The sequence below is a fragment of the Collimonas sp. GW821-FHT02H07 genome, assembly GCF_059421505.1.
In genome coordinates this window covers 85,398-105,319 of record NZ_JBWKVC010000008.1, presented here as the reverse complement: position 1 = coordinate 105,319, position 19,922 = coordinate 85,398, and the positions used below count along the sequence as shown (strand labels likewise).

Annotated in this window: 17 protein-coding genes and 1 tRNA gene; 15 read left to right on the top strand and 3 right to left on the bottom strand. The window is 59.1% G+C overall.

Annotated elements, in window-relative coordinates; all coding sequences use genetic code 11:
- Positions 1 to 19 precede the first annotated feature (19 nt).
- The 5 genes from AC07V8_RS14155 (at position 20) to prmC (ending at position 6,551) form a co-directional block, all read left to right on the top strand.
- Complete coding sequence (locus tag AC07V8_RS14155; RefSeq protein ID WP_494678774.1) at positions 20 to 2,407, top strand: CHASE2 domain-containing protein; 2,388 nt, start codon at positions 20 to 22, stop codon at positions 2,405 to 2,407.
- 137 nt (positions 2,408 to 2,544) lie between these two features.
- Positions 2,545 to 3,834 (top strand): glutamyl-tRNA reductase, encoded by a 1,290-nt coding sequence (gene hemA / locus AC07V8_RS14150; protein WP_494678773.1) that lies wholly within the window; start codon positions 2,545 to 2,547, stop codon positions 3,832 to 3,834.
- Between the two features lie 103 nt (positions 3,835 to 3,937).
- A complete protein-coding gene (gene prfA, locus AC07V8_RS14145) occupies positions 3,938 to 5,020 on the top strand; it encodes a peptide chain release factor 1 (protein WP_494678772.1) in 1,083 nt (360 codons plus the stop codon).
- Positions 5,021 to 5,151: 131 nt separating this feature from the next.
- Positions 5,152 to 5,652, top strand: coding sequence for a disulfide bond formation protein B (locus tag AC07V8_RS14140; RefSeq protein WP_494678771.1), 501 nt, complete (start codon positions 5,152 to 5,154; stop codon positions 5,650 to 5,652).
- Between the two features lie 23 nt (positions 5,653 to 5,675).
- Positions 5,676 to 6,551: a peptide chain release factor N(5)-glutamine methyltransferase gene (gene prmC, locus AC07V8_RS14135; protein WP_494678770.1), complete on the top strand. Its 876-nt coding sequence runs from the start codon at positions 5,676 to 5,678 to the stop codon at positions 6,549 to 6,551.
- Positions 6,552 to 6,610: 59 nt separating this feature from the next.
- On the opposite strand, the gene aqpZ is transcribed toward prmC, so the two are convergent.
- A complete protein-coding gene (aqpZ, locus tag AC07V8_RS14130; protein ID WP_494678769.1) occupies positions 6,611 to 7,306 on the bottom strand; it encodes an aquaporin Z in 696 nt (231 codons plus the stop codon).
- A 418-nt stretch (positions 7,307 to 7,724) separates the two neighbouring features.
- Between aqpZ and AC07V8_RS14125 the strand changes: the two genes are divergently transcribed.
- The 10 genes from AC07V8_RS14125 (at position 7,725) to yacG (ending at position 18,521) form a co-directional block, all read left to right on the top strand.
- Positions 7,725 to 10,073, top strand: a complete 2,349-nt coding sequence (locus AC07V8_RS14125; RefSeq protein ID WP_494678768.1) for a Tex family protein — start codon at positions 7,725 to 7,727, stop codon at positions 10,071 to 10,073.
- Positions 10,074 to 10,254: 181 nt separating this feature from the next.
- Positions 10,255 to 11,217, top strand: coding sequence for an octaprenyl diphosphate synthase (gene ispB, locus AC07V8_RS14120; protein WP_494678897.1), 963 nt, complete (start codon positions 10,255 to 10,257; stop codon positions 11,215 to 11,217).
- Between the two features lie 95 nt (positions 11,218 to 11,312).
- A tRNA-Pro gene (locus AC07V8_RS14115) sits at positions 11,313 to 11,389 on the top strand.
- Between the two features lie 41 nt (positions 11,390 to 11,430).
- Positions 11,431 to 12,720: an HlyC/CorC family transporter gene (locus AC07V8_RS14110; protein ID WP_494678767.1), complete on the top strand. Its 1,290-nt coding sequence runs from the start codon at positions 11,431 to 11,433 to the stop codon at positions 12,718 to 12,720.
- A gap of 123 nt (positions 12,721 to 12,843) precedes the next feature.
- Positions 12,844 to 14,565: a type IV-A pilus assembly ATPase PilB gene (gene pilB / locus AC07V8_RS14105; RefSeq protein WP_494678766.1), complete on the top strand. Its 1,722-nt coding sequence runs from the start codon at positions 12,844 to 12,846 to the stop codon at positions 14,563 to 14,565.
- 15 nt (positions 14,566 to 14,580) lie between these two features.
- The gene (locus tag AC07V8_RS14100; protein WP_494678765.1) at positions 14,581 to 15,801 is read left to right on the top strand and encodes a type II secretion system F family protein; all 1,221 of its coding nucleotides are present in this window, start codon (positions 14,581 to 14,583) and stop codon (positions 15,799 to 15,801) included.
- On the top strand, positions 15,801 to 16,667 hold the full coding sequence (locus AC07V8_RS14095) for a prepilin peptidase (protein WP_494678764.1): 867 nt from the start codon (positions 15,801 to 15,803) through the stop codon (positions 16,665 to 16,667). The genes AC07V8_RS14100 and AC07V8_RS14095 overlap by 1 nt, the downstream gene beginning before the upstream one ends.
- Before the next feature lie 6 nt (positions 16,668 to 16,673).
- Complete coding sequence (coaE, locus tag AC07V8_RS14090) at positions 16,674 to 17,327, top strand: dephospho-CoA kinase (protein ID WP_494678763.1); 654 nt, start codon at positions 16,674 to 16,676, stop codon at positions 17,325 to 17,327.
- Positions 17,328 to 17,554: 227 nt separating this feature from the next.
- Positions 17,555 to 18,310 (top strand): cell division protein ZapD, encoded by a 756-nt coding sequence (gene zapD / locus AC07V8_RS14085; protein ID WP_494678762.1) that lies wholly within the window; start codon positions 17,555 to 17,557, stop codon positions 18,308 to 18,310.
- A gap of 22 nt (positions 18,311 to 18,332) precedes the next feature.
- A complete protein-coding gene (gene yacG, locus AC07V8_RS14080) occupies positions 18,333 to 18,521 on the top strand; it encodes a DNA gyrase inhibitor YacG (protein WP_494678761.1) in 189 nt (62 codons plus the stop codon).
- Positions 18,522 to 18,550: 29 nt separating this feature from the next.
- On the opposite strand, the gene AC07V8_RS14075 is transcribed toward yacG, so the two are convergent.
- Entirely contained in the window at positions 18,551 to 18,967 is a 417-nt protein-coding gene (locus AC07V8_RS14075) for an NUDIX domain-containing protein (RefSeq protein ID WP_494678760.1), read from the bottom strand.
- Positions 18,968 to 18,978: 11 nt separating this feature from the next.
- Positions 18,979 to 19,857, bottom strand: a complete 879-nt coding sequence (locus AC07V8_RS14070) for an ATP-binding protein (RefSeq protein ID WP_494678759.1) — start codon at positions 19,855 to 19,857, stop codon at positions 18,979 to 18,981.
- Positions 19,858 to 19,922: the final 65 nt, after the last annotated feature.

The following is a 19,922-nucleotide window of genomic DNA, read 5'->3' as shown; positions in this document are numbered from 1 at the left end:
AGCGTCCATGATCAAACAGGTGATTCCACTCATCAAACGGGTGGCGTTTCGCCAATGGCTGGCGATTACCGTACTGATGCTGATCGTGGCCGGCAGCATGGGCTATGTGAATGGACTGGGGCGGCTCGACACCACCCTGTATGACCAGTTCATGCGCGCCGACTCGCGGCCGGCGCGCGACGACATCATCATCGTCGCCATCGACGACTACAGCATCAGCAAACTGGGGCGCTGGCCATGGGAACGCAGCCTGCACGCCAAGCTGCTGAACCGCATCATGCACGCCAATCCGCTGGCGATCGGGCTCGATGTCATCATGTCGGAAGCGGAACAGGGACAAACGCCGGGCCAGCGCGCCGACGACCGCGCGCTGACCAAAGCGCTGACCGCCAGCAAGCTGACCGTGCTGCCGATCGTGGTCGCCAGCGCCGGGCCAGGCTTGAAAGCATTGCCGCCGACTCCCGAATTCATGGACGCCGCGCGCGGCCTTGGCCATATTCACCTGGAACTCGATTCGGACGGCGTGGTGCGCAGCGTCTTCCTGCAAGAAGGCCAGGATGGCAAATGGTGGCCGCATTTTGCGGTAGCGCTGGCAGGCGTAGCCGGACAAAAGATCACCGATGCCGCCGGCAACCTGCCCGGCGCCCGCCTGGGTGCAATGCCGCCCGAGGTCGAACAGCACAAGGCGGACAGCTGGCAGCGCGACTACCAGATCCAGATCCCGTTCGCCGGCGGCACCGGCCATTTCCGCTCCGTGCCTTATGCCTCGGTATTGCGCGGCGACGTCCCCGATCAGTTTTTCACCGGGAAATATGTATTGATCGGCGCCACCGCGCTTGGCATGGCGGACACATTTCCCACGCCCGTCTCGGGCACCTCGGGCGTCATGCCGGGCATAGAAATCAATGCCAATATCCTGGCCGGCCTGCTTGACCACAAGGCCATCAGCATCGCCCGTCCCTTGCAGACGGCGCTGTTCAGCATCATTCCGGTACTGATCGCGCTCTCTAGCTATCTGCTGTGGACGCCGCGCATCTCGCTGCTGATTACCGCCGCCCTGATGGTGCTGACCATGGCGGTCAGCTATTTCCTGCTGACGCTGGGGATATGGATCGCACCGACCGCCGCCCTGATCGCGCTGGCGATTGCGCATCCGATATGGAACTGGATCCGCCTGGAATCGGCGATTTCCTATCTCGGGCAGGAATTCATGCTGCTCGACCAGGAGCCGCATCTGCTGCCGGAAGTGAACACCGAACGCGCTCCGCAGCAGGTGGAAGACTTGCTTGAGCAGCGCATCAACGCCATGCGCGTGGCGGCGCGCCGGGTGCGCGATTTGCGCCAGTTCATCTCCGACAGCGTCAACAGCTTGCCGGATGCGACCCTGATCACCACCATCGACGGCCACGTGCTTGTGTCCAATCAATTTGCGCGCGACTACTTCGCCGCCGCCGGCATCCGCAATATCGACGGCGCGCTGCTGCCTTACCTGTTCTCCAACATGAGCACGCCGCAGGCGACCAATACGTCGGCCAACCATACCTTCAGCTGGTGGGACCTGATCGACCTGGAACACGTTTCCACGCTCACCAGCGGCACCGCGGTGCAGGACCAGCAGGGACGCGACCTGCTGATCAAGAGCGGCCCCTGCCACTCGGCACACCAGGTGCTGACCGGCTGGATCGTCAGCATCGTCGACATCACCATCATCCGCGCCGCCGAGCGCAGCCGCGATGAAACCCTGCGCTTCCTGTCGCACGACATGCGCGCGCCTCAGGCTTCGATCCTGGCCTTGCTGGAACTGCAAGGCAACGCCGCCTCAGCCTTGCCGCAAAAAGAATTCTTCGCGCGCCTGGAGCAAGCGGCCCGCAAGACCCTCGGACTGGCCGACAATTTCGTACAGCTGGCGCGCGCCGAATCGTCGGAATACCGGCTGGAAGAAGTGGATTTCCAGGACGTGCTATACGACGCCGTCGATGAAATGTGGAGCCTGGCCAACAACAAGAAAATCGAACTGATCACCGACATCGAGGGGCCGGAGTTCCTGACCAATATCGACCGTTCGCTGATGGCGCGCGCGCTGTGCAACCTGATTTCCAACGCCATCAGCTACAGCCTGCCGGACACCCGGATTACCTGCACCCTGCGCCTGAAATACGTCAAATTGCTGCCGCAGGTGATATGCCGCATCAGCGACCAGGGCTTCGGCATTGCCCCGCACGACCAGGTCAAGCTGTTCCAGCGTTATCAAAGAGTCAGCGCCCCCGGCCAGCCGCACTCGGACGGCACCGGCCTCGGCCTGGTGTTCGTCAAAACCGTGGTGGAACGCCATTTCGGCGAAATCTCGCTGGAAAGCACTTTAGGCGAAGGCAGCACATTTATTGTCACTTTGCCAGCCATCAGCTAAGCCAGGCGCGGCTGTATTACTGGCGGGCATAGCTGGTATTGGCCGCTTGGCGATTCGATCCCGGCGACTAAGAGTATAATCACGCGTTAACAATATTGTTGCTCGAATAAGCACCCTTCCCGTCCGTAACCGTCTCTATGCACCTGCTAACCGTCGGACTCAACCACACCACCGCGCCTGTTTCCCTGCGCGAAAAGGTGGCCTTCCCGGCTGACCAGATCGGTCAGGCGGTGATGGCGGCGCGCGCCTGGTTCAGCGGCGGCAACGACGTCAACATGTCAGACGAAGCGGCGATCCTGTCGACCTGCAACCGCACCGAGCTGTATGCCGCCGGCAACCTGCAGCATGGCGTCGATACCGCCATCGATTCCACCGCGCATTTCCTGGCCCACTATCACCAGCTGCCCTACGCCGACCTGCGTCCGCATCTCTACACGCTGCCGCAGGACAATGCCGTGCGTCATGCCTTCCGCGTCGCCTCCGGACTGGATTCGATGGTGCTGGGTGAAGCGCAGATCCTGGGGCAGATGAAAGACGCGGTGCGCCACGCCGAAGCGGCGGGCGGGCTCGGCACCTATCTGCACCAGCTGTTCCAGCGCACCTTTGCAGTCGCCAAGGAAGTGCGCAGCACCACGGAAATCGGCGCCCACAGCGTTTCCATGGCAGCGGCGGCGGTGCGCATGTCGGAACGGATTTTCGATACCGTCGCCGGCCAGCACGTGCTGTTCATCGGCGCCGGCGAAATGATCGAGCTGTGCGCCACCCACTTTGCCGCGCAAAACCCGAAATCGCTGACAGTCGCCAACCGCACCATGGAACGCGCCGAACTGCTGGCGCATCGCTTCAACGGCCAGGCGATCCGGCTGATCGATTTGCCGACGCAGCTGGGCAAATACGACATCATCGTTTCCTGCACCGCATCCAGCCTGCCCATCATTGGCCTGGGCATGGTCGAGCGCGCCGTCAAGGCGCGCCGCCACAAGCCGATGTTCATGCTGGACCTGGCGGTGCCGCGCGATATCGAGACGGAAATCGGCCGCCTCGACGATATCTTCCTGTACACCGTCGACGACCTCGGTTCGATCGTGCAAACCGGCATGGAAAACCGCCAGGCCGCCGTGGCCCAGGCGGAAGCCATCATTGAAACCCGCGTGCAGTCGTTCATGCACTGGGTCGATAACCGGGTCGTGGTGCCGGTGATCCAGGACCTGCAAGAATCGAGCGAAGCCATGCGCCGGCTGGAACTGGAACGCGCCCGCAAGATGCTGGCCAAGGGTGAAGATATCGAAGTGGTGCTGGAAGCACTGTCCAAAGGCCTCACCGCCAAATTCATGCACGGCCCGCAACAGGCTTTGCACAATGCCCAGGGCGACGAACGCGCGCGCCTGGCAGCCCTCCTGCCGCAACTGTTCCGCACCAAGCGTTAGCGCATCTGCGCTACTCCCGTGCACAGACGCGCTTCGCCGCGTCAAGCTGCCGGCGCTTTGCTCTCCAACGCTTCAACCCGTCTACCTCTGACTGAAATACGCCATGAAACCATCAATGCTCGCCAAGCTCGACCAACTCGCCAACCGTCTGGTCGAAGTCAATGACCTGCTCATGCAGGAAGACGCGACCGCCAGCATGGACAACTATCGCAAGCTGTCGCGCGAACATGCTGAACTGGGGCCGCTGGTGGAACTGTACCAAGCGTATCAGCAGGCCGTCGGCGACATCGAAGCGGCGCAGGAAATGCAGTCCGATCCGGACATGAAGGAATTCGCCCAGGATGAAATCGCGGCGGCCAAGGCGCGCATGGAGCAGCTTGAAGGCGACCTGCAAAAAATGCTGCTGCCGAAAGACCCCAACGACGAACGCAATATTTTCCTGGAAATCCGCGCCGGCACCGGCGGCGACGAATCGGCGCTGTTCGCCGGCGACCTGCTGCGCATGTACACCCGCTTCGCCGAACGCAACCGCTGGCAGGTCGAAATGGTGTCTGAATCGGCGTCGGAAATCGGCGGCTACAAAGAAGTGATCGTGCGCGTGCTCGGCTTCGGCGCCTATTCCAAGCTCAAGTTCGAATCCGGCGGCCATCGCGTGCAACGCGTGCCGGCGACCGAAACCCAGGGGCGCATCCACACCTCGGCCTGCACCGTCGCCATCATGCCGGAGGCGGACGAAGTCGGCGACGTCGACATCAATCCGGCCGATATCCGCATCGATACCTACCGCGCCTCGGGCGCCGGCGGCCAGCACATCAACAAGACCGATTCCGCGGTGCGCATCACGCATATGCCGACCGGTATCGTGGTCGAGTGCCAGGACGATCGCAGCCAGCACAAGAACAAGGCCTCAGCCCTGAAGGTGCTGGCGGCGCGCATCAAGGACGGCCAGCTGCGCGAGCAGCAATCGAAAGAGGCGGCAACCCGCAAATCCCTGATCGGTTCGGGCGACCGCAGCGAACGGATCCGCACCTACAATTTCCCGCAAGGCCGCATGACCGACCATCGCATCAACCTGACCTTGTACAAGCTCGATTTCATCATGGATGGCGATCTCACGGAGCTGACCAATGCCCTGGCGGCGGAACATCAGGCTGACTTGCTGGCGGCGCTGGGAGATGCTGTTTAATAGTAAGATAGAATTTGGCCCCCTAGGGTGCGCACCCAGTGCCCATCGGCCGACGAAAAACATGCAGGCGTAATACATTCACGCGTGGGCACGCTGTGCCCACCCTACGACTCACCATACACCGATAAAAAATGAAAACATCCAAATCCATTTTGCTTGCAGTCGCTTTCATCTGCCTGGTCATCCTCGGCGCTGCCCTGTACTTGCAGCACTACCAGAACATGCAGCCTTGCCCCTTGTGCGTGATCCAGCGCTATGCTTTCGCGGCGATCGCGCTGATCTGCCTGATTTGCGCCGGCCTACCTGCGGGCGCCCAGAAAGCCGGCGCCGGTCTCGGCATCCTGGCCGGACTGGGCGGCGCCGGCACCGCCATCTGGCACCTGTGGATCATCGCCCATCCAGCCATCTCTTGCGGCCGCGATGCACTGGAAGCGCCGATGAACGCCTTGCCGCCCGCGACCATGCTGCCATCGGTATTCCAGGTGGATGCCTTCGCGCTCTGCACCACTGCCTACGATCCGATCATGGGCCTGTCGATACCGCAATGGTCTTTGCTGGGTTTTGTCATACTGCTGGTTATCCTTGTGGCGACTTTGTTCAAACGCGGTAACGGCAGCAATCGCCGCTACTGACCTGCTCTCGGACTGAAGCTGATATGACAGGGATTGCCGACACATTCACGGTAGAAGCCGGCTGCAGTATCGGCGCGCTCTTGAAACAAGCACCGCTGGCGCCGCTGGAAAACCGCATCCTGCTGATACATGCGCTGCAGCTGACCCGCATCCAGCTGATTACACAGGATGAGCGCTGTATCGATGCGCAACAGGCGCAGCAGTTGTCAGCCTTGTTTGGCCGGCGCCTGCGCGGCGAGCCGATTGCCTACATTATCGGCCAGCGCGAATTTTACGGTTTGCAGCTGGAAGTCACGCCGGACGTCTTGATTCCCCGCCCCGAAACTGAACTGCTGGTGGACCTGGCCTTGCAGCATCTGCCGTCGGATAGCAGGCAGCAGCTGAGCGTGCTTGACCTCGGCACCGGTTCCGGCGCCATTGCCATCGCCATTGCTCACAGCCGCCCCGATCTTGAGGTGACCGCACTGGACGTCAGCGGCGCTGCGCTGGCGGTGGCCGGCCGCAATGCGACGCGCCATCTGCAGCCTGAGCACGGACCATTCCGGCTTCTGCAAAGCAATTGGTACAGCGCGCTGGGCGAACAGCAATTCGATATCATCGTCGCCAATCCCCCCTATATCGTCGCCGGCGACCAGCATCTTGTCCAAGGCGACTTGCGCTTTGAACCGCAGGATGCCTTGACCGACCATGCGGATGGCTTGAGCGCTCTGCGCAGCATTATCGACGGCGCCGGCCGTTATCTGAAGAACGGTGGCTGGCTGCTGATGGAACACGGCTACGATCAGGCGCCCGCAGTGCGCGCCCTGCTGCAAGCGAAACAGTTCGATACGGTCCAAAGCTGGCAAGACCTGGCTGAAATTGAACGCGTCAGCGGTGGCAGACGGCGCACCGCAGGCTGATCAAAAAATAAAAAAAGCGCGGCATGCCGCGCTTTCTATTTTCTTGCCGGACCAGAAAATCAGTCCTTCTCGCCCCAGATTGCCGGATACACAACCCCGGCAATGACCGCACCGACCAGCGGCGCCAGCCAGAACAGCCACAGCTGCTGCAATGCCCAGCCGCCGACGAACAGCGCCTGGCTGGTGCTGCGCGCAGGGTTGACCGAGGTATTGGTGACCGGGATGCTGATCAGGTGGATCAGGGTCAGGCACAAGCCGATTGCAATCGGCGCAAAGCCGGCCGGCGCACGCTTGTCGGTGGCGCCCAGGATCACGATCAGGAAGACGAAGGTCATCACGATTTCGCAGATCAAAGCAGCACTCATCGAATACAGGCCAGGCGAATGTTCACCGTAGCCGTTGGCGGCGAAGCCACCGATTTCCGCACCTGGCTTGCCGGTGGCGATCAGGTACAGGATGCCCGCGGCAATGATGCCGCCCACCACCTGGGCGACCCAGTAAGGCAGGATTTCACTCTTGGGGAAACGGCCGGCGGTTGCCAGTCCAAGCGTCACTGCCGGATTCAGATGGCAACCGGAAATATGGCCGATGGCAAACGCCATCGTCAGCACGGTCAGGCCGAAAGCCAGCGCGACGCCGTGGAAACCGATACCGAGGCCCGGAAAACCAGCCGCCAGCACGGCGCTGCCGCAACCGCCGAGAACCAGCCAGAAAGTGCCGAGTGCTTCGGCGCCCAGACGTTTAGAGAGATGCATATTTGACTCCTGAAGAAATACTACTGTGTGATTTACCTGAACGGGCAACGGGCTAGCAGGTTGCATAGCATCGCCCAGTCGCATGCGGCCACAAGCATATTTGCTGACTCATCGACAAACAAGAAAAAAAATTATCATTTAACAATAATTTTCATTTTTCCAGCTATCCTCTCTCAGACTGGATCAATCCTACGTTCTGATAACAGAAATAATATTAATCAGACTAGATAAACCCTACGGTCCGACGGCACAAATAATACCATCGAGAAATATATTGTGGCGGCACGGCAAGCAATTCCGAAGCCTTCAGGCATGCAGAAATTCCGGGGCGCTTACTTTTCGGGCTGTCAAGACTAGCGAAATTATCTGGATTGCGTATGATCCAACGCTTGATTTTCATTCTTAAGAATTCATTCTCATGCTGCCTTCGATCGAACAACGCCTCGCCCTTGAACTTGCCGCCAAACCGGCACAAGTCGCCGCTGCCGTCGCCCTGCTGGACGAAGGCGCGACCGTGCCTTTTATCGCCCGCTACCGCAAGGAAGCCACCGGCGGCCTCGACGACATCCAGCTGCGCCTGCTGGAAGAACGCCTGCGTTACCTGCGTGAACTGGAAGCGCGCCGCGGCGCCATCCTGGCTTCGATCGAAGAACAGGGCAAGATGACGCCGGCGCTGCTGCAGGCAATCACCCTGGCGGAAGACAAGACCCGGCTGGAAGATCTCTACCTGCCGTACAAGCTCAAGCGCCGCACCAAGGCGCAGATCGCCGCGGAAGCAGGCCTGACCGTGCTGGCCGATGCGCTGCTGGCCGATCCGGAACTGAATCCGGAACAGGAAGCCGAGAAATATATCAAGCCGGCCTTCAACACCGACAACGGCGACAACCCCGGCGTCGCCGACGCCAAGGCCGCGCTGGACGGCGCACGGCAAATCCTGATGGAGCGTTTTTCCGAAGATGCAACGCTGCTGCAGGCGCTGCGCGAATACCTGACCGAGCATGGCGTGGTCGAATCCAAGGTAGTGGAAGGCAAGCAGGATGCCGGTGAAAAATTCGCCGACTACTTCGATTATTCGGAAACCATCGGCACCATTCCATCGCATCGCGCGCTGGCCTTGTTCCGCGGCCGCCGCGAAGAAATCCTGAACGTGGTGCTGCGCCTCGATACCGAAGAGGACAAGCCGAAGTGGGATGCGCCGCACAATCCGTGCGAAGGCCGCATCGCCGCCCGTTTCGGCATCAGCAACAAGAGCCGCAACGCCGATAAATGGCTGAGCGACACGGTGCGCTGGAGCTGGCGCGTCAAGGTTTTCATGCACCTGGAAACAGAGCTGATGACCAAGCTGCGCGAAAAGGCCGAAGTCGAAGCGATCAATGTCTTCGCCCTCAACCTGAAAGCCTTGCTGCTGGCGGCGCCGGCCGGCCCGCGCGCCACCATGGGCCTGGATCCGGGCCTGCGCACCGGCGTCAAGGTGGCGGTGATCGACGCCACCGGCAAGGTAGTCGCCACCACCGCGATTTATCCGCACCAGCCGCGCAACGACTGGGATGGTTCTCTGCACACGCTGGCGCAGCTGGCCGAGAAGCACCAGGTCTCATTGATTTCAATCGGCAACGGCACCGCGTCGCGCGAAACCGACAAGCTGGCGCAAGACCTGATCAAGCTGCGGCCGGAACTGAAGCTGACCAAGATCGTGGTGTCGGAAGCCGGCGCTTCGGTCTATTCGGCCTCCGAATTCGCTTCTCGCGAACTGCCTGACATGGATGTCTCGCTGCGCGGCGCAGTGTCGATTGCGCGCCGCCTGCAGGATCCGCTGGCGGAGCTGGTCAAGATCGATCCGAAGTCGATCGGCGTCGGCCAGTACCAGCACGACGTCGGCCAGACGCAGCTGGCGCGCTCGCTCGATGCGGTAGTAGAGGATTGCGTGAATGCGGTCGGTGTCGACGTTAACACCGCATCGGCGCCGCTGCTGGCGCGCGTCTCCGGCCTCAATGCCAGCGTCGCGCAAAGCATCGTCACCTATCGCGACATGAAGGGTATGTTTACTTCGCGCGCGGCGTTGCGCGAGGTGCCGCGGCTGGGTGAAAAAACCTTTGAACAGGCCGCCGGCTTCCTGCGCGTCATGAACAGCGACAATCCGCTGGACGGCTCGGCGGTGCACCCGGAATCCTACCCGCTGGTGGAAAAAATCCTGGCTGACATCAAGAAGGACGTCAAGGGCGTGATCGGCGACAGCAGGCTGCTGACCTCGCTCAATCCTGCCAAGTACGCCGATGAAAAATTCGGCGTGCCGACCATCGCCGACATCCTCAAGGAACTGGAAAAACCGGGGCGCGACCCGCGTCCGGAATTCACCACCGCCACCTTCAAGGACGGCGTCGAGGAAATCCGCGACCTGCGCCCCGACATGATCCTGGAAGGCGTGGTCACCAACGTGGCGGCCTTCGGCGCCTTTGTCGACATCGGTGTGCACCAGGACGGCCTGGTGCATATTTCGGCGCTCTCCAACACCTTCGTCAAGGATCCGCACAGCGTGGTCAAAGCCGGCCAGGTGGTGAAAGTCAAAGTGCTTGAAGTCGATGAAAAGCGCAAGCGTATCGCGCTCACCATGCGCCTGTCCGACAGCGCGCCGGTCGCCGGCGCCAAGCCGGAACAACGGGCCGACCGCAACGACGCCAAGCGCCTGTCCCAGCATCAGCAACGGCAAGCCGCGCCGGCTCCGGCCAATAACGCCATGGCCGCCGCATTCGCCAAGCTCAAGGGATAGCAGTTAAGCAACTTCGTCAGCCGACGCCGGCATACCCGGCGTCGGCTGAATCTCATCACGCCGACAAAATCAGTCTGGACCTAATGCCGGGCCCCTTGTCATCGTATAATCACGGCACAATCGATTTCCAACAGGTTTTATTTTGTCAGCCGCTCCCAACACCTCATCCTCACAATTCATGATGTCCCCGATCGCGGCCGATATGGACGCGGTCAATGCGGTGATTCGCCGTCAATTGCACTCGGAAGTGCCCTTGGTGAATCAGATTGCCGAGTACATCATCAGCGCCGGCGGCAAGCGCCTGCGCCCGGTGCTGGTCTTGCTGATGGCGCGCGCTTGCGGTTATGCCGGCGACAAGCATCACGAACTGGCGGCGGTGATCGAATTCATCCACACCGCCACCCTGCTGCACGATGATGTGGTGGACGAGTCGTCCCTGCGGCGCGGCCGGCAGACCGCCAATGCCCTGTTCGGCAATGCGGCCTCGGTGCTGGTGGGCGATTTCCTGTATTCGCGCGCCTTTCAGATGATGGTGGCGGTGGATAACGCGCGCGTGATGCAAATCGTCGCCGACGCCACCAATGTCATCGCCGAAGGCGAGGTGCTGCAGTTGCTGAACATGCACAACCCGGATGTCTCCGAAGAAAACTATCTGCAGGTGATCCGCTCCAAGACCGCCAAGCTGTTCGAGGCGGCGGCCCAGCTGGGCGTGCTGATCGCCGGCGCCGATGACGCAGCGACTGAGGCGGCAATTGAGGCGGCAGGTGAATACGGACGTTCTCTGGGCACCGCGTTCCAGCTGATCGACGACGTGCTGGACTATTCCGGCAACGCCAGCGATATCGGCAAGAACGTCGGCGACGACCTGCGCGAAGGCAAGCCGACCTTGCCCCTGATTTACCTGATGAGCCACGGCACGCCGGAACAACGAGAGCTGGTGCGCAGCTGCATCGAGAATGGCGACGAACAGCATTTCGATGAAATCCTGGCGGCCATCACCACTTCCGGCGCCCTCGACTACACCCGGAAGGAAGCCGAAAAAGCAGCACAACGCGCCGCGGCAGCAATTGCGGGCTTGCCAAATAGTCAGTTCAAAGATTCTTTGCTACAATTATCCGTGTTCGCAGTGGATCGCAATCACTGAGCGCAATCACTAAAAAATTTGCAAGGGGACTGCCACACCGCCACCGTACGGACGGGCAGCCCTAAAAACCTGTTCAAATCATTGAACGGCTAAATCGGGGTGTAGCTTAGCCTGGTAGAGCGCTACGTTCGGGACGTAGAGGCCGGAGGTTCGAATCCTCTCACCCCGACCATATAACACTTGGTTTATTAACCTTTTCTTTACGGTGACCCTTTGGATGCCGTGCCCATTTGGGTGCAGATTCTTGCACTAGTCGTACTCATCTTCCTCTCAGCATTTTTCGCCATGGCGGAAACTGCTTTGATTGCCGCCAACAAGCATCGCCTGCGTCATCTGGCGAAGCGCGGCAGCAAGTCCGCCACCACCACTCTATGGCTATTGGAACGCACCGATAAGCTGCTGTCGCTGATCCTGATCGTCAATACCCTGGTCAATGCTCTCGCCACCGCGCTGGTGACGGCGATTGCCATTACGACATTCGGCAACCACCAGAATGTGATCACGATTGCCACCGCCGGCGTCGCTTTCCTGCTGATCGTGTTTGCCGAAATCACCCCGAAGGTGATTGGCGCGACCTATCCGGAACGGATTGCGCTGCCGACCAGCTTCGTCCTCAAACCTCTGATGGCGCTGGCCAAGCCCTTGATCTGGTTCGTCAATCTGTTCGTCTCCGGCATCCTTAAAGTACTGCACATCAAAACCGGCAAGCACGCGCAGGAACAGCGCGTCTCGCCGGAAGAGCTGCGCTCGATCGTGCTGGAAGGCGGCAATTTCATGCCGCAAAAGCACAAGAGCATTTTGCTGAATCTGTTCGATCTTGAAAAAATTTCAGTAGAAGACGTCATGACGCCGCGGGCGCAAGTCGAAGCGCTGAACCTGGCGGCATCGGTGGACGACATCAAGCATCAGCTGACGACCTGCTATCACAATAAATTGCCGGTGTACGAAGGTGAAATCAACCAGATCGTCGGCATTTTGCACGTGCGCAAGGCCATGGCGTTGCTCAACCAGGAAGCTGAGCTGACCGTTGATCATTTCCGCCAGCTGCTCAGCACGCCGTATTTCATTCCGGAAGACACTGACGTTTTCACGCAGCTGCAATATTTCCAGGAGAATCACGAGCGGCTCGGCATCATCGTCGACGAGTACGGCGAAGTGCAGGGACTGGTCACGCTGGAAGACATCATTGAAGAAATGATTGGCGAATTCACCACGTCGAAACCAGGCGCCGCCCGCGCCGACAGCTTTGCCTGGAATGCCCAGGGCCAGTGCCTGCTGGAGGGCGCAACAACCCTGCGCGACATCAACAAGCGCCTCGGCCTGAATTTCCCGCTGGACGGCCCCAAGACACTGAATGGCCTGCTGCTGGAATGGTTGCAAGATATTCCAGACAATAATGTCAGCCTGAAAATTGCCGGATGCATCATAGAAATCGTGCAGGTGCAAAACCAGGCGATCAAGGTTGCTAAGTTGATGCGGCCGAATACACTACAAGAACGATAGGAAAACTGCCACAAGGCAATTTTTTCGACACATTTCTTCACAAAACCTTTACAAGTGAGTTTCCCCTAGGGCATCATTGGTCGGTTGTAATGGTTCCGCACATCTTTTGATATTGATCCCCCTATGGCTGCAGTATTTCCGAACGCTAGTACCACCGGTCCGATCTCGGGACTTGCCCGCGCATTGTTGCAAGCCGGCCGCCTGTCGACGGCGCAGATGGAAGCCCTGCACAAGAAAGCCAGCGGCGACCAAACACCGTTCATCGCGGCTTTGCTGGATAGCGGCCATCTCGATGCACGCGCGCTGGCGCTGTTTTGCGCCGAGACATTTGGTTATCCGCAGCTGGACCTGAGCGTACTCAATCTCAGCACGCTGCCGGAAAAAGCCATCGACGCCAAGCTGATGGAAAGCCACTCCGTGCTGCCGCTGGCGAAGCGCGGCAACAAGATTTACGTGGCGCTGTCCGACCCGACCAACATCCAGGCGCTGGACCAGATCAAGTTCCAGACCGAACTGATGGTCGAGCCGATCATCGTCGAGCATCCAGTGCTGGTGAAGCAGATCCAGAAGCTGGTCAAATCGGCCGAACAGAGCCTGAGTGAAATGGTCGGCGACGAACAGGAAATCAATTTCGTCGAAGAGGATACGGCAACGGTTGCCGATCCCACCGCCGATATTGACGATGCGCCGGTGGTGCGCTTCCTGCAAAAAATCCTGACCGATGCGATCAACCAGGGCGCATCCGACTTGCACTTCGAACCGTTCGAAAAATTCTACCGGATCCGTTTCCGGGTCGACGGCGTGCTGCGCGACATGGCGCAGCCTCCGCTGTCGATCAAGGAAAAGCTGGCATCCCGCATCAAGGTGATCTCGAAGCTGGATATTTCCGAAAAGCGGGTGCCGCAGGACGGCCGCATGCGGCTGGTGGTTTCCAAGACGCGCGCGATCGATTTCCGTGTCAGCACCCTGCCCACCCTGTTCGGCGAAAAGATCGTGATGCGTATCCTGGACCCCAGCCAGGCGCAGATGGGGATTGACGCGCTGGGCTACGATCCGGATCAGAAGGCGATCCTGATGGACGCTATCCAGCGCCCTTACGGCATGGTGCTGGTGACCGGCCCTACCGGTTCCGGTAAAACCGTGTCGCTCTATACCTGCCTGAATATCCTGAACCAGCCCGGCATCAATATCTCCACCGCAGAAGATCCGGCTGAAATCAATTTGCCCGGCGTGAACCAGGTCAACATCAACGACCGCGCCGGCCTGACTTTCCCGGTGGCGCTGAAGGCCTTCCTGCGGCAGGATCCCGACATCATCATGGTCGGTGAAATCCGCGACCTGGAAACCGCCGACATCTCGATCAAGGCGGCGCAAACCGGGCATATGGTGTTTTCCACCTTGCATACCAACGATGCGCCGTCGACGCTGACGCGCCTGATGAACATGGGCGTGCCTGCTTTCAATATCGCATCCTCGGTGATACTGATCACCGCGCAGCGGCTGGCGCGCCGCCTGTGCAGCTGCAAGCAGCCGATCACGATACAGGATGAGGCCCTGGCTGAAGCCGGCTTCACCGAGGACGACATGGACGGCAGCTGGTTGCCATACAAGGCGGTCGGCTGCGAACGCTGCAACGGCACCGGCTACAAGGGACGGGTCGGCATCTATCAGATCATGCCGATCACGGAAGAAATAGAACGCATTATTCTGGCCCATGGCACGGCGCTGGAAATCGAAGCACAAGCCAAGCGCGAGGGCGTCAAGACTTTACGCCAGTCGGGACTGATGAAGGTTAAACAAGGGTTGACCAGCCTCGAAGAAGTGCTCGGTTGCACCAATATCTAATTAGGGGAATAGTTCATGGCAACTGCTGCAAGCTCACGTCAGGTCAAGGAATTGGTTTATCTTTGGGAAGGCAAGGATAAAAAAGGCAAGGTAGTGCGTGGCGAACTGCGCGCCGGCAGCGAGACGGTAGTCAACGTCACCATGCGCCGGCAAGGGATCTTGGTTACGAAAGTCAAAAAGAAAACCTTCCGCAGCGGGAAAAAAATCTCAGACAAGGATATTTCTTTATTTACACGCCAACTGGCCACCATGATGAAGGCTGGCGTACCGCTGCTGCAGTCCTTCGACATTGTGGCTAAGGGCCATGCCAACCCATCGGTCTCGAAACTGGTGAATGATATTCGCGGCGATGTTGAGACAGGCACCAGCCTGAGCCAGGCTTTCCGCAAGTTCCCGCTGTATTTCGACCCGCTATTCTGCAATCTGGTCGGGGCTGGCGAGCAAGCAGGTATTCTGGAAGATTTGCTGGAGCGGCTGGCAATCTACAAAGAAAAAACGCTCGCCATTAAAGGCAAGATCAAATCGGCATTGTTTTATCCCATCTCAATTCTGGCAGTGGCATTTATCGTGACCGCGGTCATCATGATCTGGGTGGTACCAGCGTTCAAGCAGGTATTCTCCAGTTTCGGGGCTGATCTGCCGGCGCCGACTCTTATCGTCATGGCAATCTCAGATTTCATGGTAGGTAACTGGTATATTATTTTCCCCACCATATTTGCCGGCTTATACCTGTTTTTCCAATCCTGGAGACGTTCGCTCAAAGTACAGCGCTTCATGGATCAACTATTACTGAAAGCACCGGTCTTCGGTGATGTCATACGCAAAGCCACGATTGCACGCTGGACCCGTACCCTGGCGACGATGTTTGCCGCCGGTGTGCCTTTGGTCGAATCACTCGACTCGGTCGGCGGCGCATCGGGGAATGCAGTATATCTGGATGCGACCAAGAAAATCCAGAGCGAAGTCAGCACCGGCACCAGCCTGACTGCAGCCATGGAAAACGCTAACGTGTTCCCGAACATGGTGACACAGATGGTTTCGATCGGCGAGGAATCCGGCTCCCTGGATCAGATGCTGGGCAAAGTGGCTGACTTCTATGAAGCGGAAGTGGATGATGCAGTAGCTTCCCTGTCCAGCCTGATGGAACCCCTGATCATGGTGATCTTAGGCGTCCTGATCGGCGGCCTGGTAATCGCCATGTACCTGCCTATCTTCAAATTGGGCTCAGTGGTCTGATGCAGGACGGTATTTTTTTCCTGGCGGCGGGAAGCCTGCTTCCCACCGTCATCGCAGCTATCTTTGGCCTGCTGATCGGCAGTTTCCTGAATGTCGTGATTCATCGGCTGCCGATCATGATGCAACGCGATTCGGATAACTACGTCGCCCATGAAAGCGGCCAGCCGCTGCCGCATACCGACCGCTACAACCTGGTGGTGCCACGTTCCGCCTGTCCGCAATGCAAGCACCAGATCGGCGCCCTGGAAAACGTGCCGGTGCTGAGCTATCTGGCTTTGCGCGGCAAATGCGCCTCCTGCAAGACGCCGATTTCAGCGCGCTATCCGATCGTGGAAGCGTTTACCGGCGCCTTGTCGGCGCTGCTGATCTGGCATTTCGGCAGCGGCTGGGCTGGGCTGGCAACGCTGGTCTTCGCCTACCTGCTGATCGCCATGACATTTATCGACGCCGATACGCAGCTGCTGCCCGACGATCTGACCCTGCCCTTGCTGTGGCTGGGCTTGCTGCTGAACCTGTCCGGCCTGTTTGTGCCGCTCAGCGACGCAGTGATAGGCGCCGCTGCCGGTTACCTGAGCCTATGGGTGATCTACTGGGCATTCAAGCTACTGACCGGCAAGGAAGGCATGGGCTACGGCGATTTCAAGCTATTGGCGGCGCTGGGCGCGTGGCTGGGCTGGAAAATGCTCCCTATTATCATCCTGTTTTCGTCGCTGGTAGGCGCCGTGGTCGGCATCGTCCTGATCATCGTTGCCCGTCGCGGACGCGACATTCCCATCCCATTCGGCCCCTACCTGGCAGCCGCCGGCTTGCTGGCGCTACTGTACGGCCGCACAATCATGGAAACTTATTTCAATTTCGTTGCCTAACATCGCATGAACCCGCACGATGCCAGCAATCCCGTCCAGCCGGCAGCAGCCAAGCCGAGATTCAGCGTCGGCCTGACCGGCGGCATCGGCAGCGGTAAAAGCACGGTGGCCGACATGTTCTCGGAACGTGGTGCGGCGGTCATCGACACCGATCTCATCGCCCGTCAACTGACGAGCCCTGGCGGCATCGCCATCGAACCGATCAGAGCCCGGTTCGGCGATGCCTTCATCGATGCCAGCGGCGCCATGGACAGAGAGCTGATGCGCGCCCATGTATTCTCAGACCCGGCGGCAAAGCAACAGCTGGAAGCCATACTGCATCCCTTGATCCGCACCGAGACCGCCAATGCTGGCGAGCGCGCGGCCGGTTCGTATTTGATCTTCGCCGTACCGCTCTTGGTTGAATCCGGCAACTGGAAACAGCGAGTTGGGCGCATACTAGTCGTAGACTGCGACGAACAGGTCCAGCTGCAGCGCGTCATGCAGCGCAGTGCACTGACTGAACCGCAGGTACGCGCCATCATGGCGACGCAAGCTACCAGGCAGCAGCGCTTGCAGGCCGCGGACGACGTGATCGTCAATGACGGTGAGCGGGCGGCGCTATTGCCGCAGGTGGAGCGCTTACACGCCTTATATGAGGCATTTGGCCGATCGTTATAAATGGTATAAAGCCATACGCGCTTGCCGAGCAAAACCATCGCGTAATGCAAGCTAATTACTTGCGGGGCAGAGTCGCTCGTATAGAGTCGCCCGGACAGAGTTTGTGAGCCGCCCTAGCGCGACGAATTACTCCGCCGCCAACTTAATTGGGATTGGATATTTGTAATTTCTGTTCGCATCGTTCAGAATCATGTCTTATCTGGCTCAAATTTTTAAGGGATGTCACTTTGATCGTCTACGAATATCCTTTCAACGAGCGCATTCGCACCCTGTTGCGGCTGGAAGACCTGCATGAAAGATTCGGCTTCTTCGTGCATCAGGAAAGCCCGCTGCAGCACCATATCGCGCTGTCCACCATTTTTGAAATGCTGGAGGTCGCCGGACGCGCCGACTTGAAATCGGATCTGCTGCAAGAACTGGAACGACAAAGACAAACCCTGCTCGGCTTCAAATCGAATCCGAATGTGGCGCCGGACATGCTGGACGCCATCCTGCAAGAGATCGACCGTATCAGCACAGCCTTGATGGCGACCCAGGGCAAGACTGGCCAGCACATACGCGATAACGAGTGGCTGATGAGCATTCGCGGCCGCACCATCATTCCCGGCGGCGCCTGCGAATTCGACCTGCCCTCCTATTACGCCTGGCAGCAGCATCCTGCCGAGCAGCGTTTTGCCGATATCATCAGCTGGTTCGGCCCGCTAGCCCCGCTGTTCGACGCGATCAGCATCGTCCTGCGATTACTGCGGGAAACCGGAAGTTCGGTAAAAATAGATGCACAAAACGGCAGTTACCAGCAAATGCTGCAAGGTAAGTCTTACCAGATGCTGCGTCTGATCATCGATGAGCAACTGCTGGCCATTCCTGAAATTTCCGCCAACAAATACATGCTGTGGATACGCTTTACCTCGCAAGGCGGCGACCTCAAGCCCAAGGCTTACGAAGGCGATGTGCCATTTGAGCTGACCTTGTGTAACTTTTAATTGATTTTTTGAACAGAGTTGTATGACTACTACCGTCGATTGCCCGACCTGCGGCACAAAAGTTGAATGGATTGCGGCGAATAAATTCCGGCCGTTTTGCTCGGAACGCTGCAAGCAGATTGACCTGGGCGCCTGGGCTGAAGAGAAATATGCCATTCCGGCAGTCAATCCGCCCGACGAGATCGACGACGATGGCAAGCTGAAGCAATAATTTATCGCAATTTCTGCATAAATAGGCGCTTAAGCCGCCACTTCCCGCCGCAATTCATCCAGCCACTCAATCAAGGGAATGGCCGCCGGCAGCAGAGGCTCGACGCCGACGCTACCCTGCCAGGAAAAGGCCTGGCCTTCCAGGCTTTGCGGTTCGCCGCTCCAGTCGCGGCTGATGTAGAAGTGCAGGCGCACATGGGCGTGGGCGTATTGATGCTCGATGCCGCACCATGGCTCGGCGGCGTGAATCTCTATCCCCAGCTCTTCCAGCAGTTCGCGCCTGAGCGCATCGAAAATCGACTCTCCCGGCTCGACCTTGCCACCAGGAAATTCCCAATAACCAGCCATCGGCTTACCCTCCGGCCGCTGGCCAAGCAGCACGTCGCCATTCGGTTTCATCAAGATGCCAACGGCGACGTTGACCGGCAATATTTGTTCTGTCGTCATCAAAATCCTGCTTAATCGTTGCTGTTCATGCGGCCGGCATAATCACGCGCGAACTGCCAGGCCACCCGGCCGGAACGCGAGGCGCGCTGCAAGGCCCAGCGCAAGGCATCGGCGCGCGCTTCGGCAATCTGCTCGGCATTGCAGCCGAAATGACCAAGCCAATGGCTGACAATGTCCAGATAGTCGTCTTGCTTGAATGGATAAAACGATACCCACAGGCCAAAGCGCTCCGAAAGTGAAATTTTTTCCTCGACGGTTTCGCCCGGATGCAGGTCACCGTCTTCGGTAGTCTTGTAGGTGGCATTGTCGGACATCCGCTCAGGCAGCAGGTGGCGGCGGTTGGAAGTGGCATAAATCAAGACATTGTCCGACTGCGCAGCGATGCTGCCGTCCAGCGCCACCTTGAGCGCCTTGTAGCCGCTCTCGCCTTCTTCAAACGAGAGATCGTCGCAGAATATGATGAAACGCTCGGGACGCGCCGCCACCAGATCAACGATATCCGGCAGTGCCGCCAGATCGTCCTTGTCCACCTCGATCAGGCGCAAACCCTGGGGCGCGTACTGGTTCAAACAGGCTTTGATCAGGGATGACTTGCCGGTGCCGCGGGCGCCGGTCAACAGCACGTTATTGGCCGGCCGGCCATCGACGAACTGGCGGGTATTCTGGTCGATCTGCTGCTTTTGCACCTCGATATTATGCAAATCCGCCAAAGCGATATCCGAGATATGGCCCACCGCCTGCAAATAACCGCCAGCCGCGCCGCCACGATGGCGCCAGCGGAAAGCTGTCGCGGCGCTCCAGTCCGGCACGGCATTGGCGCTTGGCAGGATCGACTCAAGGCGGCCCAACAGGGCCTCGGCGCGGATAAGAAACTGGTCTAGTTGGGTCATGGCTCAAGAAATCAGGAATGCAGGCAATCGGATGACGCTCGCTGACCACCATTTTGACGCAAAGC

Bases quoted from the DNA above. Each gene is read 5' to 3' on its own strand.
- hemA (WP_494678773.1), top strand. From the start codon at position 2,545: ATGCACCTGCTAACCGTCGGACTCAACCACACCACCGCGCCTGTTTCC.
- prfA (WP_494678772.1), top strand. From the start codon at position 3,938: ATGAAACCATCAATGCTCGCCAAGCTCGACCAACTCGCCAACCGTCTG.
- AC07V8_RS14140 (WP_494678771.1), top strand. From the start codon at position 5,152: ATGAAAACATCCAAATCCATTTTGCTTGCAGTCGCTTTCATCTGCCTG.
- prmC (WP_494678770.1), top strand. From the start codon at position 5,676: ATGACAGGGATTGCCGACACATTCACGGTAGAAGCCGGCTGCAGTATC.
- aqpZ (WP_494678769.1), bottom strand. From the start codon at position 7,306: ATGCATCTCTCTAAACGTCTGGGCGCCGAAGCACTCGGCACTTTCTGG.
- AC07V8_RS14125 (WP_494678768.1), top strand. From the start codon at position 7,725: ATGCTGCCTTCGATCGAACAACGCCTCGCCCTTGAACTTGCCGCCAAA.
- ispB (WP_494678897.1), top strand. From the start codon at position 10,255: ATGTCCCCGATCGCGGCCGATATGGACGCGGTCAATGCGGTGATTCGC.
- pilB (WP_494678766.1), top strand. From the start codon at position 12,844: ATGGCTGCAGTATTTCCGAACGCTAGTACCACCGGTCCGATCTCGGGA.
- AC07V8_RS14100 (WP_494678765.1), top strand. From the start codon at position 14,581: ATGGCAACTGCTGCAAGCTCACGTCAGGTCAAGGAATTGGTTTATCTT.
- AC07V8_RS14095 (WP_494678764.1), top strand. From the start codon at position 15,801: ATGCAGGACGGTATTTTTTTCCTGGCGGCGGGAAGCCTGCTTCCCACC.
- coaE (WP_494678763.1), top strand. From the start codon at position 16,674: ATGAACCCGCACGATGCCAGCAATCCCGTCCAGCCGGCAGCAGCCAAG.
- yacG (WP_494678761.1), top strand. From the start codon at position 18,333: ATGACTACTACCGTCGATTGCCCGACCTGCGGCACAAAAGTTGAATGG.
- AC07V8_RS14075 (WP_494678760.1), bottom strand. From the start codon at position 18,967: ATGACGACAGAACAAATATTGCCGGTCAACGTCGCCGTTGGCATCTTG.
- AC07V8_RS14070 (WP_494678759.1), bottom strand. From the start codon at position 19,857: ATGACCCAACTAGACCAGTTTCTTATCCGCGCCGAGGCCCTGTTGGGC.